Source organism: Pedococcus bigeumensis (assembly GCF_039531795.1).
In the GTDB taxonomy this organism is placed as follows: Bacteria; Actinomycetota; Actinomycetes; order Actinomycetales; family Dermatophilaceae; genus Pedococcus; species Pedococcus bigeumensis.
In genome coordinates, this window is the sequence record NZ_BAAAQS010000005.1 from 198,873 (window position 1) to 216,502 (window position 17,630).

The following is a 17,630-nucleotide window of genomic DNA, read 5'->3' on the forward strand; positions in this document are numbered from 1 at the left end:
ATCGGGGCACGTTCCCTGACGCGCGACCAGCGGTCGTCGGCACTGGCACTGACCGCTGCCGAGCAGGTCTGCTCTGCCGCGCGCGAGAGAAGGCCGGAAAGGAGCCCACCATGTCGAAGGACCTCAGTGACAGCGAGAACCGCAAGAAGCTGAAGAAGTCGTCGTTCGCGTTGCCGGAGCAGGAGAAGTACCCGATCCCTGACATCGAGCACGCGCGGAACGCCTTGGCCAGGGTGGCCCAACACGGGTCGGAGGCCGAGCAGAAGAAGGTCCGGGCGGCGGTCGAGAAGAAGTACCCCAGCCTGAAGAAGGACGACTGACCAGCCGGTGAGCTCCGCGCTGCACTCCGCACCAGCTGTCGCTGGTCTGCAGGAGCCACGACCGCCTCGCAGTCAGAGCCCCGCGCTCAGGATCACCCGCTCGCCCCCCGGGACGACAGGCGGGCAGCGAGGTAGGGCGCGGTCGCGCTCCCCTCGGCGCGGGCAACCTCTTCCGGTGTGCCCGTGGCCACCACGCGACCACCCTCGTCCCCGCCGCGCGGGCCCAGGTCGATGACCCAGTCGGCGCTGATGACGCTGTCGAGATCGTGCTCGACCAGCACCACGGTGTTGCCGGCGTCCACCAGCCGGTGCAGCTGGCGCAACAGCAGGGCGATGTCGGCGGGGTGCAGCCCAGCCGTCGGCTCGTCGAGCAGGTACAACGCGTGCCCCCGACGGGCGCGCTGCAGCTCGGTCGCCAGCTTGATCCGTTGGGCCTCCCCACCGCTGAGCTCGGTGGCGGGCTGACCCAGGCGCAGGTAACCCAGCCCGACCTCACTCAGGGTGCTCAGGCTGCGCGCGGCCGCCGGCACGTCGACCAGGAACTCCGAAGCCTCGTCGACCGAGAGGCCCAGCACCTCGGCGACGTTCTTGCCGCGGTACTCGATCTCGAGGGTCTCCGGGTTGTAGCGCGCCCCATGACAGTCCGGGCAGGGTGCGTAGGTGCCGGGCAGGAAGAGCAGCTCGACCGTGACGAAGCCCTCCCCCTGGCACGTCTCGCACCGTCCCTCGGCGACGTTGAACGAGAAGCGACCAGCGCCGTATCCGCGCTGGCGGGCTGCCGGCGTCGTGGCATACACCTTGCGCACCGCGTCGAACAGTCCCGTGTAGGTGGCCAGGTTGGAGCGCGGGGTGCGCCCGATCGGGCGCTGGTCCACGCGCACGAGGCGGTCGAACGACTCCAGGCCCGTGGCGTCGTCGACGTCGATCTCGAGCTCGCTGTCCTCGGCATCCTCCGGGGCCTGCCCGAGGTGACGGCGCACCAGCTCGGCCAGCACCTGGGTGACCAGGGTCGACTTGCCCGAGCCCGAGACCCCCGTCACCGCCGTCATGACGCACAGCGGCACGTCGACCGACAGGTCCTCGAGGTTGTGCCGACTGACCCCGCGCAGGTGCAGCCACCCCTGGGGAACGCGCTGGGGGCGCTCCGGTGCCTCCACCCGGCCGAAGAGGTGTGCCCCGGTCACGGAGTCGGTCACCTGCTCGAGCCCCGCGACCGGTCCGGAGTAGAGGACACGGCCGCCGTTCTCGCCGGCGCCCGGTCCGATGTCCACGACCCAGTCGGCTCGACGCACGATGTCGAGGTCGTGCTCGACGACGAACAGCGAGTTGCCCGACCCCTTCAGCGTCTCGAGGACGTCGAGCAACGGCGCCGCGTCGGCCGGGTGCAGCCCCGCCGACGGCTCGTCGAGCACGTACACCACCCCGAACAGCCCCGAGCGCAGCTGCGTGGCGATGCGCAGCCGCTGCGCCTCGCCGGGTGAGAGCGTCGTCGAGCTGCGCCCCAGCGAGAGGTAGCCGAGCCCGAGGTCCAGCAACACCCGGACGCGGGCCACCAGGTCGGTGCACAGCCGCACCGCCACCTCGGTCGCCTCACCCGAGGCGGCCGTCGACGTCGCAGCGGCCGCCTCGGACAGCTCCGCCACCGGCCGCAGAAAGGCGACCAGGTCGGTGAACGACAGGGTGTTGACCTCGGCGATGTCGAGGCCGCGGAAGGTCACCTCGAGGGACTCGGGACGCAGTCCGGTGCCACGGCAGTCCGGGCACGGGACGCTGCGGACGAAGCGCATCGCCTTGTCGCGCATCATCTGGCTCTTGGAGGTGGCCAGGACATGGTGGACGTGCGCGCGGGCGCTCCAGAACAGGCCGTGGTAGCCGTGGTCGATGCGGTCGCGCTCGGGCTTGATGAACACCTTCGGCTGCTCGTCGGTGAACAGCAGCCACTGTCGGTCCTTCGCCTTCAGGGACCGCCAGGGGGCGTCGACGTCGATGCCCAGGCCGGACACGATGCTGCGCAGGTTGGCGCCCTGCCAGGCGCCTGGCCAGGCGGCGATGGCGCCCTCGCGAATGCTCAGCGACGGGTCCGGCACCAGCAGGTCCTCGCTGACGTCGTGCACCTCACCGAGGCCGTGGCACCGCGGACAGGCGCCGGCCACGGTGTTCGGCGAGAAGGCCTCCGCCGCCAGCCGAGGTGCGCCGGCGGGGTAGGTGCCGGCCCGCGAGTACAGCATCCGGAGGATGTTCGACAGGGTCGTGAGCGTGCCCACGCTGGAGCGTGAGCTCGGGGCGCCGCGACGCTGCTGCAACGCCACCGCGGGCGGCAGCCCGGTGATCTCCTGCACGTGCGGGACGCCCATCTGCTGCACCAGTCGGCGGGCGTACGGAGCCACCGACTCGAAGTAGCGACGCTGGGCCTCGGCGTAGAGCGTGCCGAAGGCGAGCGAGGACTTGCCGGAGCCGGACACCCCGGTGAAGGCGACCATCGCGTCACGTGGCAGGTCGACGTCGACGTTCTTGAGGTTGTGCTCGCTGGCTCCGCGGACGTGGACGAAGGGGTCGCTGGAGTCGTGGGGCACACCCCCTGTCTAGCCGCTCCACCGTGACTGCGCCCAACCGGCCCGATGCGTGGCCCTGCGGCGCGACGAACGCGATCCGCATAGCCACCTCTGGCCCGAGTCCGTCGTGAGGGACGGTCCACGTGACCGTGGGTGGGCCGCCGACCCTGGCGCGGGGTTGCCTCAGCTGCGCCAGAACTCGCGCAGCACAGGGACAGTCGCCTTGCCGCGCACCATGTGCGTCTGCCCGGGCAGCTCCTTCAGCGTCCCGTGGGGGAGGGCGGCAGCCAGCGCGGCCTGGGCGTTCTTCATGTACAGGGGGCTCTTGCCGCCCACGATCACCAGGGCTGGGGTCGTGATGCCCGACAGGTAGCCGACCGGCAGCGGCTCACCCTGCTGGTGCTCGAGCACCAGTGCATAGTCGTGGGGCAGCGTGTGCGCGACGCCGCAGAGCTTCTTCCAGACCGGCAGCACCCTCATCATCGCCATCGCCGGGGCGGGCACGCCGACCGTGCGCATGAACAGCTTCACCGCGTCGCCCTGGCGTCCCGCGTCGACCAGCTGCTGGGTCCGGGTGCCGAGGTCGGGATCGTTCGGGGCGTGCGTGTCGTCGACGATGAACGGAGGTTCGTAGAGGGCGACCTTGCGCATCGAGGCGCCGGCACGCAGCGCCTCGAGCACCAGCACGGCCCCCGACGAGGCCCCGACGACGAAGGCCTCGGGACCCGCGACGCCGAGCACGGCAAGCAAGTCCTCGACCTCGCGCTGCACCAAGGAGCTGGGGTCGGAGGAGCGGGGGTCGGTTGGGCTGGCGCCACTCTCGCCACGGCCGCGTCGGTCGTAGGCGAAGACCGTGTAGTGCTCGGCCAACAGCGGCATCAGCGCCTTCGCGGTGCCCATCGTCCGCTGGCACAGGGCTCCCTCGACCACGACGACGGCTGGCCCGGTCCCGGTCACGTCGTAGGCGATCGGGGTGCCGTCGGCGGACTCGACGAACCGGGTGCTGCTCGGGGCGGTCAGGGTGGTCATGATCTCTCCTCGGCCGGGGGACTCTCACCAAGCGTCGAACGGGTCAGCCGGATTTCGACACGCGTGCCAGGTTCTCGTCGGCTCGCCGCTGGAGGACGGCACGCTCGGCGTCGTTGCGGGTGCGGGTAACCGCTTCGCCGAAGGCAGCTGCCGCGTCGGCGTGCCGGCCGGCCAGCTCGAGGAGGTCGCCACGCACACTGGGCAGGAGCGGGGAGTCAGCGAGCTGGTCGGCTCCCACGTCCGCGAGCACGGCGAGCCCGGCTGCCGGGCCGAACGCCCGACCGTGGGCGACCGCGCGGTTGACCTCGACGATCGGTCCGGGCGCTGCCTGGGCGAGGATGTCGTAGAGCCTCGCGATCCGGTGCCAGTCGGTGTCCTCGGCTCGCGTGGCGCGGGCGTGCTGCGCGGCGATCGACGCCTGGAGGAAGTACTTCCCGACCGGCTTCCCGCGCGCGGCCAGCCCCTGGGCCCGCTGCAGCGCGGCCAGCCCCCGTCGGACCAGCAGCTGGTCCCACCGGGTCCGGTCCTGCGCCTCGAGGAGCACCGGCACACCGTGCTCGTCCAACCGCGCGGCCATGCGCGAGCCCTGGATCTCCAGCAGGGCCTGGAGCCCGAGCACCTCGGGCTCGGTCGGCGCGAGGGCGGCCAGCATCCGGGCCAGCCTGATCCCCTCGTTCGCGAGGTCGGGCCGCATCCACTGCTCGCCGGCCGCGGCGGCATACCCCTCGTTGAAGACCAGGTAGATCACGGCCATCACGTCGTCGAGGCGCTGGTCACGGTCGGCGCCGGTCGGCAGGTCGAAGTCGGCACCCACCTCGGACAGGGTCTTCTTGGCCCGCGAGATCCGCTGGCCCATGGCCGACTCGGCGGCCAGGAAGCCCCGGGCGATCTCGCTGGTGGTCAGGCCCCCGACGAGGCGGAGCGTGAGTGCTGCCCGCGACTCCGGGGTCAGCGAGGGATGGCAGGACAGGAAGATGAGGCGCAGGACGTCGTCCTCGATGTAGTCGACCTGTGACTCGAGGTCGGGCATCTGCTCCTCCTCTCCCCGCCTCTGGGCGTGCCCGAGCTCCTCGGTCTTGCGCCGCAGGGTGTCGGCCCGGCGGAAGTGGTCGATCCCGCGGCGCTTGGCGGTCGTCATCAGCCAGGCTGCGGGGTTGGCCGGCAGGCCCGCAGTGGGCCACTGCTCGAGCGCGGCCACGAGCGCGTCCTGCGCCAGGTCCTCGGCCAGCTCGACATCGCGGGTCATCCGGGTCAGGGCTCCGACGAGCCGAGCCGACTCGGCCCGCCACGCGGTGACGATGGCCTCGGCGGTCGCGGTCTGGGCTGACACGTGGTGAGCCTACGAGACCGGCGCCGCCCGCAGGGCGGCGCCGGTCCCGACAGGCTCGTGGTCCGGCGCCGGTCAGGCGTCGGCTGCCTCCGGGGGCGCCTCGGAGATCTGGCGCAGGGTGGCGACCATCGAGCACTCGGGCCAGTACTTCGCGTGCAGGTCGGCGAACTCCTGCTGTCCCACGATGGCATCCTCCAGGGTGTCGAACTGCATGATGGCGAAGCCGCCGACGACCTCCTTGGCCTCGGCGTAGGGGCCGTCCACACGCGAGGTCTCGCCCTGGCGAACCACGAAGTTCACCGCGTCCTCGGTGCCGTAGAGGCCGCCGCCGTCGAGGAAGACACCCTTGGCAGCCTGCTCGCCGATGTAGGTGTCCATCGCATCGATCAGCGCCTGCGGCGGCGCGCCGGATCCTTCTTCCATCTTCACGAAGCCCATGAAACGCGGCATGTCGTCCTGTCCTTCCGATTGGGGTTTTCGCTCGGTCGCACGTACGTCGAACAACGAACGAGCTCTTCGACATCGACTTGCGAAGTTGTCACAGAAACCTGGTGCCTGCGGGTAGGCACGCTCTTCGCGCGGAGAGTCGGGCTGCTCACGCGTTCACCGGCGGGTCGGCGACGGCCCCCCGGTCACTCACGCCGCTCTCCTGGCCCGGCTTCGAGAAGCGCCTTGAGCCGCGCGAGGTCCTTCGTGGTGGCCCGGCGCATGGCCCGCTCCACCATCGGTGCGGTCAATCGGGAGAATCCGGTTGGCTTGCCGCGATTACGCAGTGTCATCCGCGTGCTCGCGTCGCCGACCGGCTCCCAGGTGTAGGCGGTCTCCATCGGGAACGGGCCGTCCGCAGTCCGCATCACCAGACGCCGCGCGGGCTCCCGCTCGACCACTTCATAGGTGTAGGCAAGACGGCGTCCCAGGAAGGTGGCGACGAAGTCCATCCGTGAACCGACCCCAACGGGAGGTGGCGTCCGCCACTCGACGGACTTGATGTTGGCGTACCACCGGGGAGCGTTCGTGGGGTCGCCGGCATACTCCGCCACGACCTCGGGGGTGCACCTGATCGTTGTCTCCACCATCACGTCGACGCCCATGGGCCATCCTCCCCCCATCGGAGCTCTGCGAAGGCGTGCAGCAGTCGTTCCATGGCCCGCTCCGACAGTGCATCACCGGGCACTGCCCCGAGCAGCCCGACGGTGCGGCGGAGCTGGTCGAGGTACCGGTCGCACCCCACGCAAAGGGCAAGGTGCTGCTCGAAGGCGCGCCGCTCGGTTGTCGACAGTGCGCCGTCGAGGTAGCTCGTCGCGAGCTCGACGAGCTCCTGGCAGCTCATCGGACTCACCCGACCTCCTCCCCGATCGCAGCGCCGGCGAAGTAGCTCTCGAGGCGGGCGCGCACCAAGCTTCGTCCCCGGTGGAGCAGCACCCGCTGGTTGCCCGTCGTGATCTGAAGAATCGCGCTCACCTCCTCGGAGGTGTGCCCGTCCAGGTCGCGCAGCGAGACCACAGCCCGCTGTCGCGGTGGCAGGGAGTCGAGGGCGGAGAGGACGACGTGGTGCACCTCGTTCGAGAGGGCGACCTCTTCCGGCCACGCCGGCGGGAAGGTGCGCCACCCACCTGGGAACCGGTCCTCCGGGCCCATGAACCGCGAGGGGTCGCCCGTCGGCCCGCCGTCGTCCGGAGCCAGGCTGGCGAACGGCACCGTCCGGCGTTCCCTCACCCCGCGGGTCTTGGCCTGGTTGACCAGGATCCGGAAGACCCAGGTGCGCAGGGACGACTGCCCGCGGAACCCGTCCAACCCGTTGAGGACGGCCAGCCACGTTTCCTGGACGACCTCCTCGGCGACGCCGTCGGACGGGACGTGCGACCTCGCCAGCCGCAGCATGGGGCTGGCCCAGCGGGTCACGAGGGCGGCGAACACCTGCTCGTCCCCCGCGCGCAGGGAGACCACCACCGAGCGGTCCGCGGACCGCTCGGGCTCCTGGACTGCTCCTGCCTCGTCCTCGAGCCCTGACCCCGACTCAGACCCTGACCCCGCCACCTGACGACGGTAGCGCCGTACCCGCGGGTCCGCGTCATACGAGTTCCGTGTCCTGCTCGACGTGGAGGAGCGCAGGTCCGGACGCAGCGAACAGCTGCTCGAACGCCCCGTCGAGCTCGCCCACGGATCGCGCCGACAGCCCGGTCGCACCGCACAACGTCGCGAACTGGGCCCAGTCGGGGTTCACCAGGGAGGTCTGCCACACCGGGAAGTCACCGGCCACCTGTTCCTTGCTGATCTTGCCCAGCCCGTGGTTGTCGAGCAGCACGTGCTTGATCGGCATGCCGTACTTGACGGCCGTGGTGAGCTCCATCGCGTACTGGCCGAACCCACCGTCACCGGTCACTGCGACCACGGGGCGCGAGGAGTTGGCGGCCCACGCGCCCATGGCAGCCGGGTATCCGAAGCCGATGGACCCGAGGTACCCCGACATCAGCACCGGCTGCCCGCCGGACTCCAGGTAGCGGCCCAAGGAGTACGCGTGGTTGCCGACGTCGACGCAGACCACCGCGTCCTCGGGCAGGTGACGTCCCAGTGCCTCGAAGACCGCGCAGGCATTGACTCCCCGGCCACGGTCCTCGCCCGCACGCCGGGCCTTCTCCGCGCGCCAGATCGTCCAGCGCGCTGCCACGTCCTCCCGCTGCCTGCGGTCGGAACGACCCCGGACCTGGCGCTGCAGGAGGACCAGCGACGCCGCTGAGTCGCCGAGCACCGGGGCCGTCACCGGATGGAATCGCCCGAGTGCCCCCGGCGTGTCGTCGATCTGCACGATCGGCTTGTAGTCCGCCACGCCCGTGTGGTTCGAGAACGACACGCCCACGGCGATCACGAGGTCGGACTCGTTCATCAGCCAGCTGGCGACCGGGGTGCCGCTACGACCCAGTACGCCCGCTCCCAACGGATGGGTGTCGGGCACGAGTCCCTTGGCCTTGAACGTCGTGAGGACCGGCGCGCCCAGGTGCTCGGCCAAGGCGACGAGCTCCGCCCGGGCCCCCCTCGCACCGTGTCCGACCACGAGCACCGGGCGTTCCGCCTGCTCGACCAGACGGGCCGCGACGGCCAGCTGGGCTGGATCAGGAGGTTGGGCACGGGTGCCGAGCCGACCGACGGGACCGTGCACCGCCTCGTCCGACGGCTGCACCTGCACCTCGTCGGGAAGGACGAGGTGGGCCACGCCTCGTCGGTCCAGGGCGTGCTTGACGGCGACGCCGGCCAGCTCGGCATGGTCGCTTCCCGACAGCAGCGTGGTCGAGGTGACGGCCACGTCGCCGAAGAGCGTTGACAGAGGCAGGTCCTGGAACGCGCCCCGACCCAGGACGCTGGAGGGCACCTGTCCAGAGATCGCCACGACCGGTGCGCCGTCGAGCTTCGCGTCGTACAAGCCGGTGATGAGGTTCGTCGATCCCGGGCCGGCAATGGCCACGCACGCCGCCGGTCGTCCGGTCAGCTTGCCGTACGCACTCGCAGCGAACGCGGCAGCGCCCTCGTGCCGGATGCCGTAGAACGCGAGGTCGCCGCGCTCCTCCGCCCGGCGCAACGCCTCGGCGAAGCCCAGGTTCGAGTGCCCCACCATCCCGAAGAACGCCGTCACACCCCAGGCGACGAGCGACTCCACCACGGCATCGGCGACTGTCCGGCCGGGTGGGGTGCGTTCCGGCAAGGCGACGAACACCCCATCGGCCCTGGTCTCGACGGCATACGACGTGACCCCGTCGGCAAAGCCCTCGGGAGGCGCGCCCGTGTCCGGTCGGTAGTCGTAGCCGTGCCACGGGCACCGCAACCAGCCCTGCTCGATGGAGCCCTCCCCCAGCGGACCACCTTGGTGCGGGCACCGGTTCTCGAGGGCACCCAGCACCCCTTCACACCGGCTCAGGGCCACGCTGCGTCCATCGACGACGACACTGCGCACCCGTCCTTCGGCCGGAAGGTCAGCGGTCGGCACCTCGTGCCAGCGGGCCGGCTCGGAGGCGGTGGGCTGATCCTCGGGGTCCCTCACCACGCGGGCCCCCGCACCCGCTGGCTCGTCTGCCATGTAACGCCTCCTGCCGCTCCGCCGACTGTGACGACGAGCAGTCAGTGCTGCCAGCACCCCATACCGTTACACCCGACCCCTGGAGGACGAGATGCCCGACGCGGCCGACACCTACACCCGCACCCGTCGCTGCCTGCACGGCCTGGCCGAGCTGGTCCTCGCCGGGCCACGGTTCCGCGAGAGCGGCGACCTGCGGCTGCGCGTGCGTCCGAAGGGCATCGGCACGTGGGACGAGCCGGTCGTCACGCTGGCCGGCGGGGAGCTGGTCACCCCGACCGCACGGATCGCCGTCGACGGGCTGACCATCACCGACGCCGCCCGAGCCGCAGGGTGGGAGCCGAGCCCACTGGACGACGTCTACAGCGACGGACCCCACGTCTCCCCCACGGAGACCGTGTACCTCGAGCCCGGGGCGCTCCGGGTGGTCGAGGCCGCGTTCCGGCTCGGCGACGACGCCCTGCGGGAGTTCCGGCCCGAGGCGGAGCGCACGCTCTGGCCGGAGCACTTCGACGTCGCCACCACCGTGGACGAGGTCAACTACGGCGTCTCCCCCGGTGACGACTACCTCGACCGGCCCTACGCCTACGTCGGCCCGCACGACCCGCTGACCGGAGACTTCTGGAACGCCCCCTTCGGCGCCGCCCGCCTCGTCGACGAGCTCGGCGACGTCGCGGGGATCGTGGCCTTCTTCAGCGACGGCGCCCGCCTCGCCGCCCGGCCACGGGCGTGACCAGCGCGAGCCATCCGGAATGCGCGATTCCTTGTGCTGCAACGGTGCTCAGGCCGGACCCGCGAGCACGTCGCGGACACGGACCCGGCGCCCCGTGATCAGCAGACCGCGCCGGTAGATCGCCGAGGCGAGCCAGATGACGCCTCCGGCCGTCAGGATCGCCAGGGCCATCGCGGCCAGCAGCAGGAGCCCACTGGCCTCCCCCGAAGCCCAGAGGAACGGCATGCCGATCGGCGACGTGAGCGGGAACACCGCGATGAACAGGCTCCACCCACTGGTCGGGTCCTCGGTGGTCACCAGGATCGACACCACGTAGGCAGCCGCCATGACCATGACGATGGGCATCACGGCGCTGTTCACCTCGGTGACCTTGTTGACGAGGGCGCCGCACGCGGCATACAGGAAGGCATAGAGCGCGAAGCCGATGACGAACCAGGCCACTCCGAGGGCGATGTCGCCGGCCGCGACGGACGGCAGCCGACTGTCCTCGCGGACCTGCACGGCGACCAGGACAGGGGTCGCCAGGACCAGGAGCTCGGCCAGCGTCACCGTGCCGATCGCGAGGACGGTGCCCGTGAGGATCTGGCTCGGCCGCAGGACCACGAGCAGCACCTCGGAGATCCGGCTCGCCTTCTCCTGGGCGACGGCCGAGGCGATCGCACTGCCTCCGAAGAGCAGCGCCATGTACAGCGCCACGCCGACGGCGAAGCCCACGCCGGCCCGCGTCTCGTCGGACGCCGGGGACACCGTCACCTGGGTGGGGGGCTGGACGGACTGCAGGTCGGCCACCTGCGCCGCCGTCAGTCCGGCGCGCGCCAGCTTTTCCGCGACCTCGATGCTGACGGCCGCCTGGGCCACCACCACCGGGAAGGTGCCCGTGCCGTCGGCGGCAGCGAAGAGCGTGTGGTCGGCCAGCCCGACCGTGGCGTCACCGGCCTTCACTGCCGCGCGGACCTGGGCGGGGTCGCTGCGCGCGAGATAGTCCACGGTGAAGCCCCCTTTGCGTTGTGCGGCGTCCAGCGCGGCCACCATGCTCGGTGAGGCGTTCCCGACCGTGGCCAGGGTGTAGGTGGGGGTGGCTCCGACGAGCAGCTGGGGCAGGGTCACGGCAGCCACGGAGAGGACGAGCAGCACCGCCAGGACGATCTTGAACGTCTTCGAGCGCACGTTCTCGACCAGGCCCCGTTTCCAGACGAGGCGCGTGCCCGACCACCAGCCGTCCATCACCGCACCGGCTCCCGAGCCGAGGAGGCGGCCTCGAGGAAGAGCTCGGACAGGGTCGGCAGGTCGAGGCCGAAGTCCGTGACCCGGCCGGCCCGCCGGGCGCCGTCGAGCACGTCGAGGGGGTCGGTGCCGGAGGCGATGCCCAGACGGAGCTCGTCGGTCTGGTCGCTCACGACGCGCACGTCCGGGAAGGCCTGCAGCCACGCGCGGTCGACGGACTCGAGGTGGAGCCTGAGCTCCCGACGGCCCGAGGACGCGCGGAGCCGGGACACCTCGCCCTGCAGCACGAGGTGACCGCGGTCGACCATGGCGATGTCCTCGCACAGGTCCTGGACCAGGTCGAGCTGGTGGCTCGAGAACAGCACGGTGCACCCGGCGGCGGTCCGCTGCCGAAGGCTCTGCGACAGGCCGGCGACGGCCACCGGGTCGAGGCCGGCGAACGGCTCGTCGAGCACGATGACCTCGGGGTCGTGGACCAGGGCGGTGGCCAGCTGCAGCCGCTGCTGCAGGCCGCCGGACAGCTTGTCGGTGCGGTCCTGCCACCGGGCCGCCAGGTCGAGCTCGTCGAGGATGTGCTCGGCCCTGCGCTGCGCGTCGAGTCGCGAGAGCCCGTGCAGCCGCGCGAAGAAGACGGCCTGCTCCCCGACCTTCATGGCGGGGTAGAGGCCGCGCTCCTGCGGCATGTACCCCCAGGAGTGGTGGGCGGTCTCGGTGTTGGGCCCGCCACGGAACCGGACCTCGCCACCCTGCGGCTGGAGCACCCCCAGCAGGATGCGGATCAACGTCGTCTTCCCTGCGCCGTTGGGCCCGAGGAGGCCGGTCATCACCCCGGGGACGACCCTGAAGGACACGTGGTCGAGCGCCACCCGGTCGCCGAAGGCGTGGCTGACATCGCGGACGTCGAGGTCGGGCGCGGCATGCTCCGGACTCGCGGTCGAGCGCTCACCCTCGGTCAACCGGCCCTGTCGAGCGACATGACCTGCCATCGTTCCTCCCTCTTGCGCTCACTCTGGTCGCGCGAAGGCGTCTCGGAGAAGGCCGAAGGTCCCGGTCCGGACGGGCTCGGTGACGCCGTGAGCCGGCCGCCGTCGGCCGGTCTCGTGACAGGCACCCCGCGCGGCGGGACGATGGTGTCAGGGCGCCACCCACATGGCACCACCTCCGGTCCGGGCAGGAGTGGCTGTGAAGGGAAGGCTTCTCGCGACCGTGGCCCTGCTGGCGGCCACCGCCATCTGGGGATCGACGTTCGTGGTGACGAAGCGCTCGCTGACCGACCTGTCGCCGCCCTCGTTCCTCCTGTGGCGCTTCGGGCTCGCCGCCGGGGTCCTGGTCCTCGCACGGCCCCGCTGCGTGGCCCGCCTGAGCCGAGCCGAGCGACGACAGGCCGTCCTGCTCGGTGTCGCCCTCGCAGGGGGCTTCCTGCTGCAGACCTTCGGCTTGCTGCACACCCTGGCCGGGGTCTCCGGATTCCTCACCGGTGCTGCCGTGATCTTCACCCCCGTGGTCGCGGCCACGTTGTTCGGCGAGCGGGTGGGACGCCTCGGGTGGGTCGCCGTCGGAGGCTCCGCCATCGGCCTGGCCCTGCTGGCCGGCGGGGTCACCGCGCCGTCCCCCGCGAGCGCCCTGCTCACGCTGGCGGGTGCCGCGTTCTTCGCGGTGCACATCTCCGGGTTGAGCAGGTGGGCCACCAGAGCGAACGCCTACGGGATGACCGCGCTCAGCGTGACCGTGGCGGCGGCACTGTGCGCTGCCGCCGCACTCGGTCACGGTGGCGTCAGCGCTCCTGCGACGCGCGAGACCTGGCAGGCGGTGCTGTACCTGAGCCTCGCGGCGACCTGTGCCGGCTTCGCCGTCCAGGCCTGGGCCCAGAGCGCCCTGACCGCCGTCACCGCGGCCGTCGTGATGACCATGGAGCCGGTCTTCGCCGCAGTCCTCGCCATCGCCGCCGGTGAGCACGGGCTCCAGTGGGTGGGCTGGGTCGGGGGGCTGGTCGTCGTCGCGTCGATGTTCCTCGCCGAGCTCGGACCCCGGGAGTGCTGCGACGCCCTCTCACCGCGGGTGGAGTGCTGCTGAGGGCGGGCCCAAGGTCCCGAGCGCCTCGGGACGCCGATGGCTACCTTCGTGGTGGCACGACCACCCTCGGAGCGGCCATGGAGAGCGACGGTCCCACACCCCCGGCCCTGACCGGCGAGGCCGTTCGACGGCCCCGACGCAGGGACGTGCTGCGCGGCGCCACCCTCGGCGCCGCGGCGGTGGCGCTGGCGGCCTGCACGCCCTCGGGCGGCGACCGTGCCCGGCATACCGGCACCTCCCCGGGTCCACGGACGGCGGTCTTTCCCGCGGGCTTCGCGTGGGGCGTGGCGACGTCTGCCTTCCAGGTCGAAGGGGCGACGACCGCCGACGGTCGTGGGCCGTCGATCTGGGACACCTTCAGCCACCGGTCGGGAGCCGTCGCCGATGGCGGCACGGCGGACCGCGCCTGTGACCACTACCACCGGATGGACGCCGACCTGGACCTGATGAAGAGCCTGGGCGTCACGTCGTACCGGTTCTCGGTCGCGTGGCCGCGGGTCATGCCCCGGGGCCGGGGCGCGGTCAACCCGGCGGGGCTCGGCTTCTACGACCGGCTCGTCGACGGCCTGGCCGGCCGGGGCATCCAGGCCGTCGCCACGCTTTACCACTGGGACCTGCCGCAGGCGCTGCAGGACGCCGGAGGCTGGGAGAACCGCGACAGCACGGAGTGGTTCGCGGACTACACGGCAGTCGTGGCACGGTCTCTCGGTGACCGCGTCACCCGGTGGCTGACCATCAACGAGGCCAAGATCATCGCCCAGCAGGGATACCAGACCGGCCAGTTCGCTCCGGGGCGGACCGACCGGGTCGCGAGCGGGCGGGTCATCCACCACCTCGGACTGGCCCACGGGCGGGCGGTGCAGGTGCTGCGAGCCCAGGGGGTCACCGGAGCGGTGGGTCCGTGCCTGCAGCTGGCGCCCTGCTCACCGGCCGACGACTCAGCCGAAGCGAAGCAGGCCACCGACCTGGCCGACGTCACCGAGAACACCCTCTACCTCGACCCCGTGCTCCGGGGGTCCTACCCCACTGCCCTCTCCGCCGCGGACCCAGAGGTCGCCCGCGGCATCGCCACCGCCCTCCGCAGCGGCGACCTGGAGACCATCTCCACGCCGGTGGACTTCCTCGGCGTGAACTACTACTCGCCCCAGGTCCTCGGGGCCGCCGGCCCGATCACGCGGTACCCCCCGTCGGCGGCGGGGTGGCAGCAGATCTACCCGAGCGGCCTGACCGACGTGCTGCTCCGGCTGCACCACGAGTACGGGTCGCCGGAGGTCGTCGTCACCGAGAACGGGGTGCCCGACGCCCACGGCGAGGACCTGCACGACCCCTCACGCATCGCCTTCCTGCGCGACCACCTGCTGGCGCTGCACGACGCCATGGCGGGCGGCGCCAAGGTACGGGGCTTCCACGCCTGGTCCCTGATGGACAACTTCGAGTGGTCCAACGGCTACAGCCAGCGCTGGGGCCTGGTGCGAGTCGACTTCGACACCCTGAGGCGGACGCCCAAGGACTCGGCCGGCTGGTACCGAAAAGTGGCCACCAGCAACCAGATTCATCCTGCGTGACGGGACCAAGGTCCCTGCCGACGCCGGCCGGGACGTGCGACAAAGGTGGGGTCGCAGTCCGCAAGGACAGCGGCACCGACGGAGAACCAAGTCCACTCTCGGTCCCGACGGGGTCACACCCGGAGGGGCGCGTCCTTGACGAGGAATGCGGCGGCGGGGTCCTCATCGGCTGTGCGTGGCGACGTCGGCCGCGCAGACGAGGCCCCGGACGATTCTCGAATGGTCCGGGGCCCTCGCCGTGTTCGAGGTAGCAAGGAGGAGATGACGATGCGGGTCAGGCAGACCGGTCCACCCGGCGGGCGCAGCCGTGAGGTCGCCCGCACGACGGGTCAGCGGGCGCCGGGCTCCTGTCCGCGGCCAGGGTCCTGAGGAGGTCGGCCGATGCGAGTGGTCATCCTGTCGACCTACCCCCCACGCAGGTGCGGGATCGCGAGCTTCACGGCGGACCTGCGCGAGGTCGTCATGGAGGCCGACACCTCCGTGGACGTGCAGGTGATCGCCGTCGTCGAGGACGACTCGCCGGATCCGTGGGTGCAGGAGGACGCTGCACAGCCCTCCGGGACACCTCCCGAGGTCGTCCTCCGGCTGCGTCAGCACTGTCGTGACGACTACCGGCGCGCAGCCGAGTGGCTGAACCGGAGCCGCCCGGATGTCGTGCTCATCGAGCACGAGTTCGGCATCTACGGGGGCCCGCACGGGCGCGACGTGCTCGAGCTGACCCGGCGGCTCACCGTGCCCTACGTCGTCACCCTGCACACAGTGCAGTCCCGGCCGTCGTGGGGCCAGCTGGTGGTGCTGCGGTCCCTGTGCCGGGGTGCCGCCCAGGTGACGGTCTTCAGCACGACCGGAAGGAACCTCCTGCTCGCCCACCGAGTCGCCGACGCCGACCGGATCAGCGTCGTCGTGCACGGCGCCCCGTCGTTCCTCCAGCCCCCGGCCGAACGCCGGACCGCCGGCGACTCCGAACGGCGGGTCACCGGCATACCCGAGCTGTGCGACCTCGCCGCCAACCCACTGTTGTCGACGTTCGGCCTGATCTCGCCGGGCAAGGGGATCGAGACCGCGGTCCGGGCCCTTCCCCGGATCGCGGAGAGCCTGCCGGGCGTCAGGTACGTCATCGCCGGGCGAACGCACCCGGAGATCGCCCGCCGGCACGGCGAGCGGTACCGCGAGTCGCTCCAGCTGCTGGCCACCGAGCTGGGCGTCGCGGAGAACGTCGTCTTCATCGACCGGTTCCTCGACATCGGCGAGGTGCACGAGCTGCTGGCAGCGACCACCCTCTTCGTCACGCCCTACCGGTCCTACGAACAGATCGTCTCGGGTGTGCTGACGTACGCCCTGGTGGCCGCCTGCCCAGTGGTCTCCACGCCCTACCTGTATGCCGTCGACATGCTCCGCGACGGGGGCGGCCGGCTCTTCCCCTTCGGGGACCACGAGTCGATGGCGCAGCAGGTCACCGCGCTGCTGGCGGACGGCGGCGGCTACGCGGCGGCCGTCGCCAGCGCGCGGCGCACGGGCGCGCAGCACACCTGGCCCGCCGTGGGACGACACCTCCTCAAGGTGCTGACCCATGCGAGCACGGTCCACGAGACGGTGGCCGCCCGGCCGCGGTCCGAGACCGGTCCCGACCGCGTCCCCCTGGCCCACCTGGCCCGGCTCACCGATGACGGGGGCATCGTGCAGCACGCCCGGTCCACCCAGCCCGACCATGCCACCGGCTACTGCGTCGACGACGTGGCCCGGCTGGGCATCGTCGCCAACCAGCTGCTGCGGACCGACCCGCGCAACCCGTGGTTCGCCGACCTCCTGCGGCTCAGCGTGCGGTTCCTCAGCGAGGCAACCGACCCGGCCACCGGCACGATGCGCAACTTCCGCGGCTTCGACGGCGCCTGGCTGGACCGCCCCCACCCCGGCGACCACGTCGGGCGGTCCACCTGGGCCCTGGGCGAGATGGTCGCCGCCGACGAGCACCACGTGCTGAGCGGGGCACGGGAGCTGCTGGAGGTCCTCGCCGCCTCGCCCGTCCCCGACTTCCCTCGCAGCGAGGCCTTCAGCCTGCTGGGCTGGGCTCGCAAGTACGAGCACGACCGCGACCCGGCGACCGGTGCGCTCATCGACCGGCTGGTCACCCGGTTGATGGACCGGTTGATGGACCGGTTGATGGCGCGGTCGGACGCCGGGGCCGACGACACCTGGTACTGGTTCGAGGACAGCCTCACCTACGACAACGCCCGGCTCCCGCAGAGCCTGCTCGCGGCCACCCGCGTCCGCCCCGATCCTGCCGTGCAGGACGCGGCACTGCGCGCCCTCGACTGGTACTGCGCCCAGTGCAGCGTCGACGGCCCCGCCGTCATCCTGGTCGGCAACCACTGGCGGACCCGACCAGCGAGTCCCGCGCCGAATGAACACCCGGACGGAGCGGTGGCCGGGGCTGACGAAGGCGACGAACAGCCCCTGGATGCCGCCGCGCTCGTCGAGGCCTGCGTCGAGGCGCACCGCACGACCGGACAGCAGCTCTACCGGGACCGCGCGGTCCGGGCGCTGGACTGGTTCCACGGCCGCAACCGCTGGGGGCTCGCCCTGGTCGACCCCGTGTCACAGGGCTGCCACGACGGCGTGGGCCCAGACGGGCTGAACGCCAACCAGGGTGCCGAGTCGACCCTCGCCTACCTGCAGGCCCGCCTCGCGGTCGCCGCAGCCGGGATCGACCACCGCGACGGCCAGGGCGGTTGAGCACG

General features: G+C 71.7%; 15 protein-coding genes. 5 read left to right on the forward strand and 10 right to left on the reverse strand.

Annotation, left to right across the window (positions count from 1 at the left end; genetic code table 11):
* Window positions 1–110: 110 nt before the first annotated feature.
* Window positions 111–320 carry a DUF6582 domain-containing protein gene (locus ABD262_RS16645; RefSeq protein WP_344138640.1) on the forward strand — a complete coding sequence of 70 codons (210 nt, stop codon included), beginning with the start codon at window positions 111–113 and terminating at the stop codon, window positions 318–320.
* A gap of 92 nt (window positions 321–412) precedes the next feature.
* Here the strand turns inward: ABD262_RS16645 and uvrA are convergent, their stop codons facing one another.
* The 8 genes from uvrA to ABD262_RS16685 all read right to left on the reverse strand — a co-directional run bounded on the left by uvrA (window position 413) and on the right by ABD262_RS16685 (window position 9,300).
* Window positions 413–2,893 (reverse strand): excinuclease ABC subunit UvrA, encoded by a 2,481-nt coding sequence (gene uvrA, locus ABD262_RS16650; protein ID WP_344138642.1) that lies wholly within the window; start codon window positions 2,891–2,893, stop codon window positions 413–415.
* Between the two features lie 162 nt (window positions 2,894–3,055).
* Window positions 3,056–3,901, reverse strand: coding sequence for an alpha/beta fold hydrolase (locus ABD262_RS16655; protein ID WP_344138644.1), 846 nt, complete (start codon window positions 3,899–3,901; stop codon window positions 3,056–3,058).
* A gap of 43 nt (window positions 3,902–3,944) precedes the next feature.
* Window positions 3,945–5,231, reverse strand: a complete 1,287-nt coding sequence (locus ABD262_RS16660; RefSeq protein WP_344138646.1) for an RNA polymerase sigma factor — start codon at window positions 5,229–5,231, stop codon at window positions 3,945–3,947.
* Window positions 5,232–5,303: 72 nt separating this feature from the next.
* Complete coding sequence (locus ABD262_RS16665; protein ID WP_344138648.1) at window positions 5,304–5,681, reverse strand: YciI family protein; 378 nt, start codon at window positions 5,679–5,681, stop codon at window positions 5,304–5,306.
* A gap of 182 nt (window positions 5,682–5,863) precedes the next feature.
* Window positions 5,864–6,322 (reverse strand): SRPBCC family protein, encoded by a 459-nt coding sequence (locus tag ABD262_RS16670; RefSeq protein ID WP_344138650.1) that lies wholly within the window; start codon window positions 6,320–6,322, stop codon window positions 5,864–5,866.
* Window positions 6,307–6,561 carry an anti-sigma factor family protein gene (locus ABD262_RS16675; protein WP_344140019.1) on the reverse strand — a complete coding sequence of 85 codons (255 nt, stop codon included), beginning with the start codon at window positions 6,559–6,561 and terminating at the stop codon, window positions 6,307–6,309. Before ABD262_RS16675 ends, ABD262_RS16670 begins: the two co-directional genes overlap by 16 nt.
* Window positions 6,562–6,566: 5 nt before the next feature.
* Entirely contained in the window at window positions 6,567–7,268 is a 702-nt protein-coding gene (locus ABD262_RS16680) for an RNA polymerase sigma factor (protein WP_344138652.1), read from the reverse strand.
* Between the two features lie 34 nt (window positions 7,269–7,302).
* Window positions 7,303–9,300 (reverse strand): thiamine pyrophosphate-binding protein, encoded by a 1,998-nt coding sequence (locus ABD262_RS16685; RefSeq protein ID WP_344138654.1) that lies wholly within the window; start codon window positions 9,298–9,300, stop codon window positions 7,303–7,305.
* Window positions 9,301–9,391: 91 nt separating this feature from the next.
* On the opposite strand from ABD262_RS16685, the gene ABD262_RS16690 reads away from it, so the two are divergent.
* Window positions 9,392–10,030 (forward strand): hypothetical protein, encoded by a 639-nt coding sequence (locus ABD262_RS16690; protein ID WP_344138656.1) that lies wholly within the window; start codon window positions 9,392–9,394, stop codon window positions 10,028–10,030.
* A 48-nt stretch (window positions 10,031–10,078) separates the two neighbouring features.
* On the opposite strand, the gene ABD262_RS16695 is transcribed toward ABD262_RS16690, so the two are convergent.
* Both ABD262_RS16695 and ABD262_RS16700 read right to left on the reverse strand, forming a co-directional pair.
* The gene (locus ABD262_RS16695) at window positions 10,079–11,254 is read right to left on the reverse strand and encodes an ABC transporter permease (RefSeq protein ID WP_344138658.1); all 1,176 of its coding nucleotides are present in this window, start codon (window positions 11,252–11,254) and stop codon (window positions 10,079–10,081) included.
* Entirely contained in the window at window positions 11,254–12,240 is a 987-nt protein-coding gene (locus tag ABD262_RS16700; protein ID WP_344138660.1) for an ABC transporter ATP-binding protein, read from the reverse strand. Before ABD262_RS16700 ends, ABD262_RS16695 begins: the two co-directional genes overlap by 1 nt.
* 196 nt (window positions 12,241–12,436) lie before the next feature.
* Between ABD262_RS16700 and ABD262_RS16705 the strand changes: the two genes are divergently transcribed.
* From ABD262_RS16705 to ABD262_RS16715, 3 genes are all read left to right on the forward strand, one after another.
* On the forward strand, window positions 12,437–13,327 hold the full coding sequence (locus ABD262_RS16705; RefSeq protein WP_344138662.1) for a DMT family transporter: 891 nt from the start codon (window positions 12,437–12,439) through the stop codon (window positions 13,325–13,327).
* A 77-nt stretch (window positions 13,328–13,404) separates the two neighbouring features.
* A complete protein-coding gene (locus ABD262_RS16710; protein ID WP_344138664.1) occupies window positions 13,405–14,892 on the forward strand; it encodes a GH1 family beta-glucosidase in 1,488 nt (495 codons plus the stop codon).
* Window positions 14,893–15,273: 381 nt separating this feature from the next.
* A complete protein-coding gene (locus ABD262_RS16715) occupies window positions 15,274–17,625 on the forward strand; it encodes a glycosyltransferase (RefSeq protein ID WP_344138666.1) in 2,352 nt (783 codons plus the stop codon).
* Window positions 17,626–17,630: the final 5 nt, after the last annotated feature.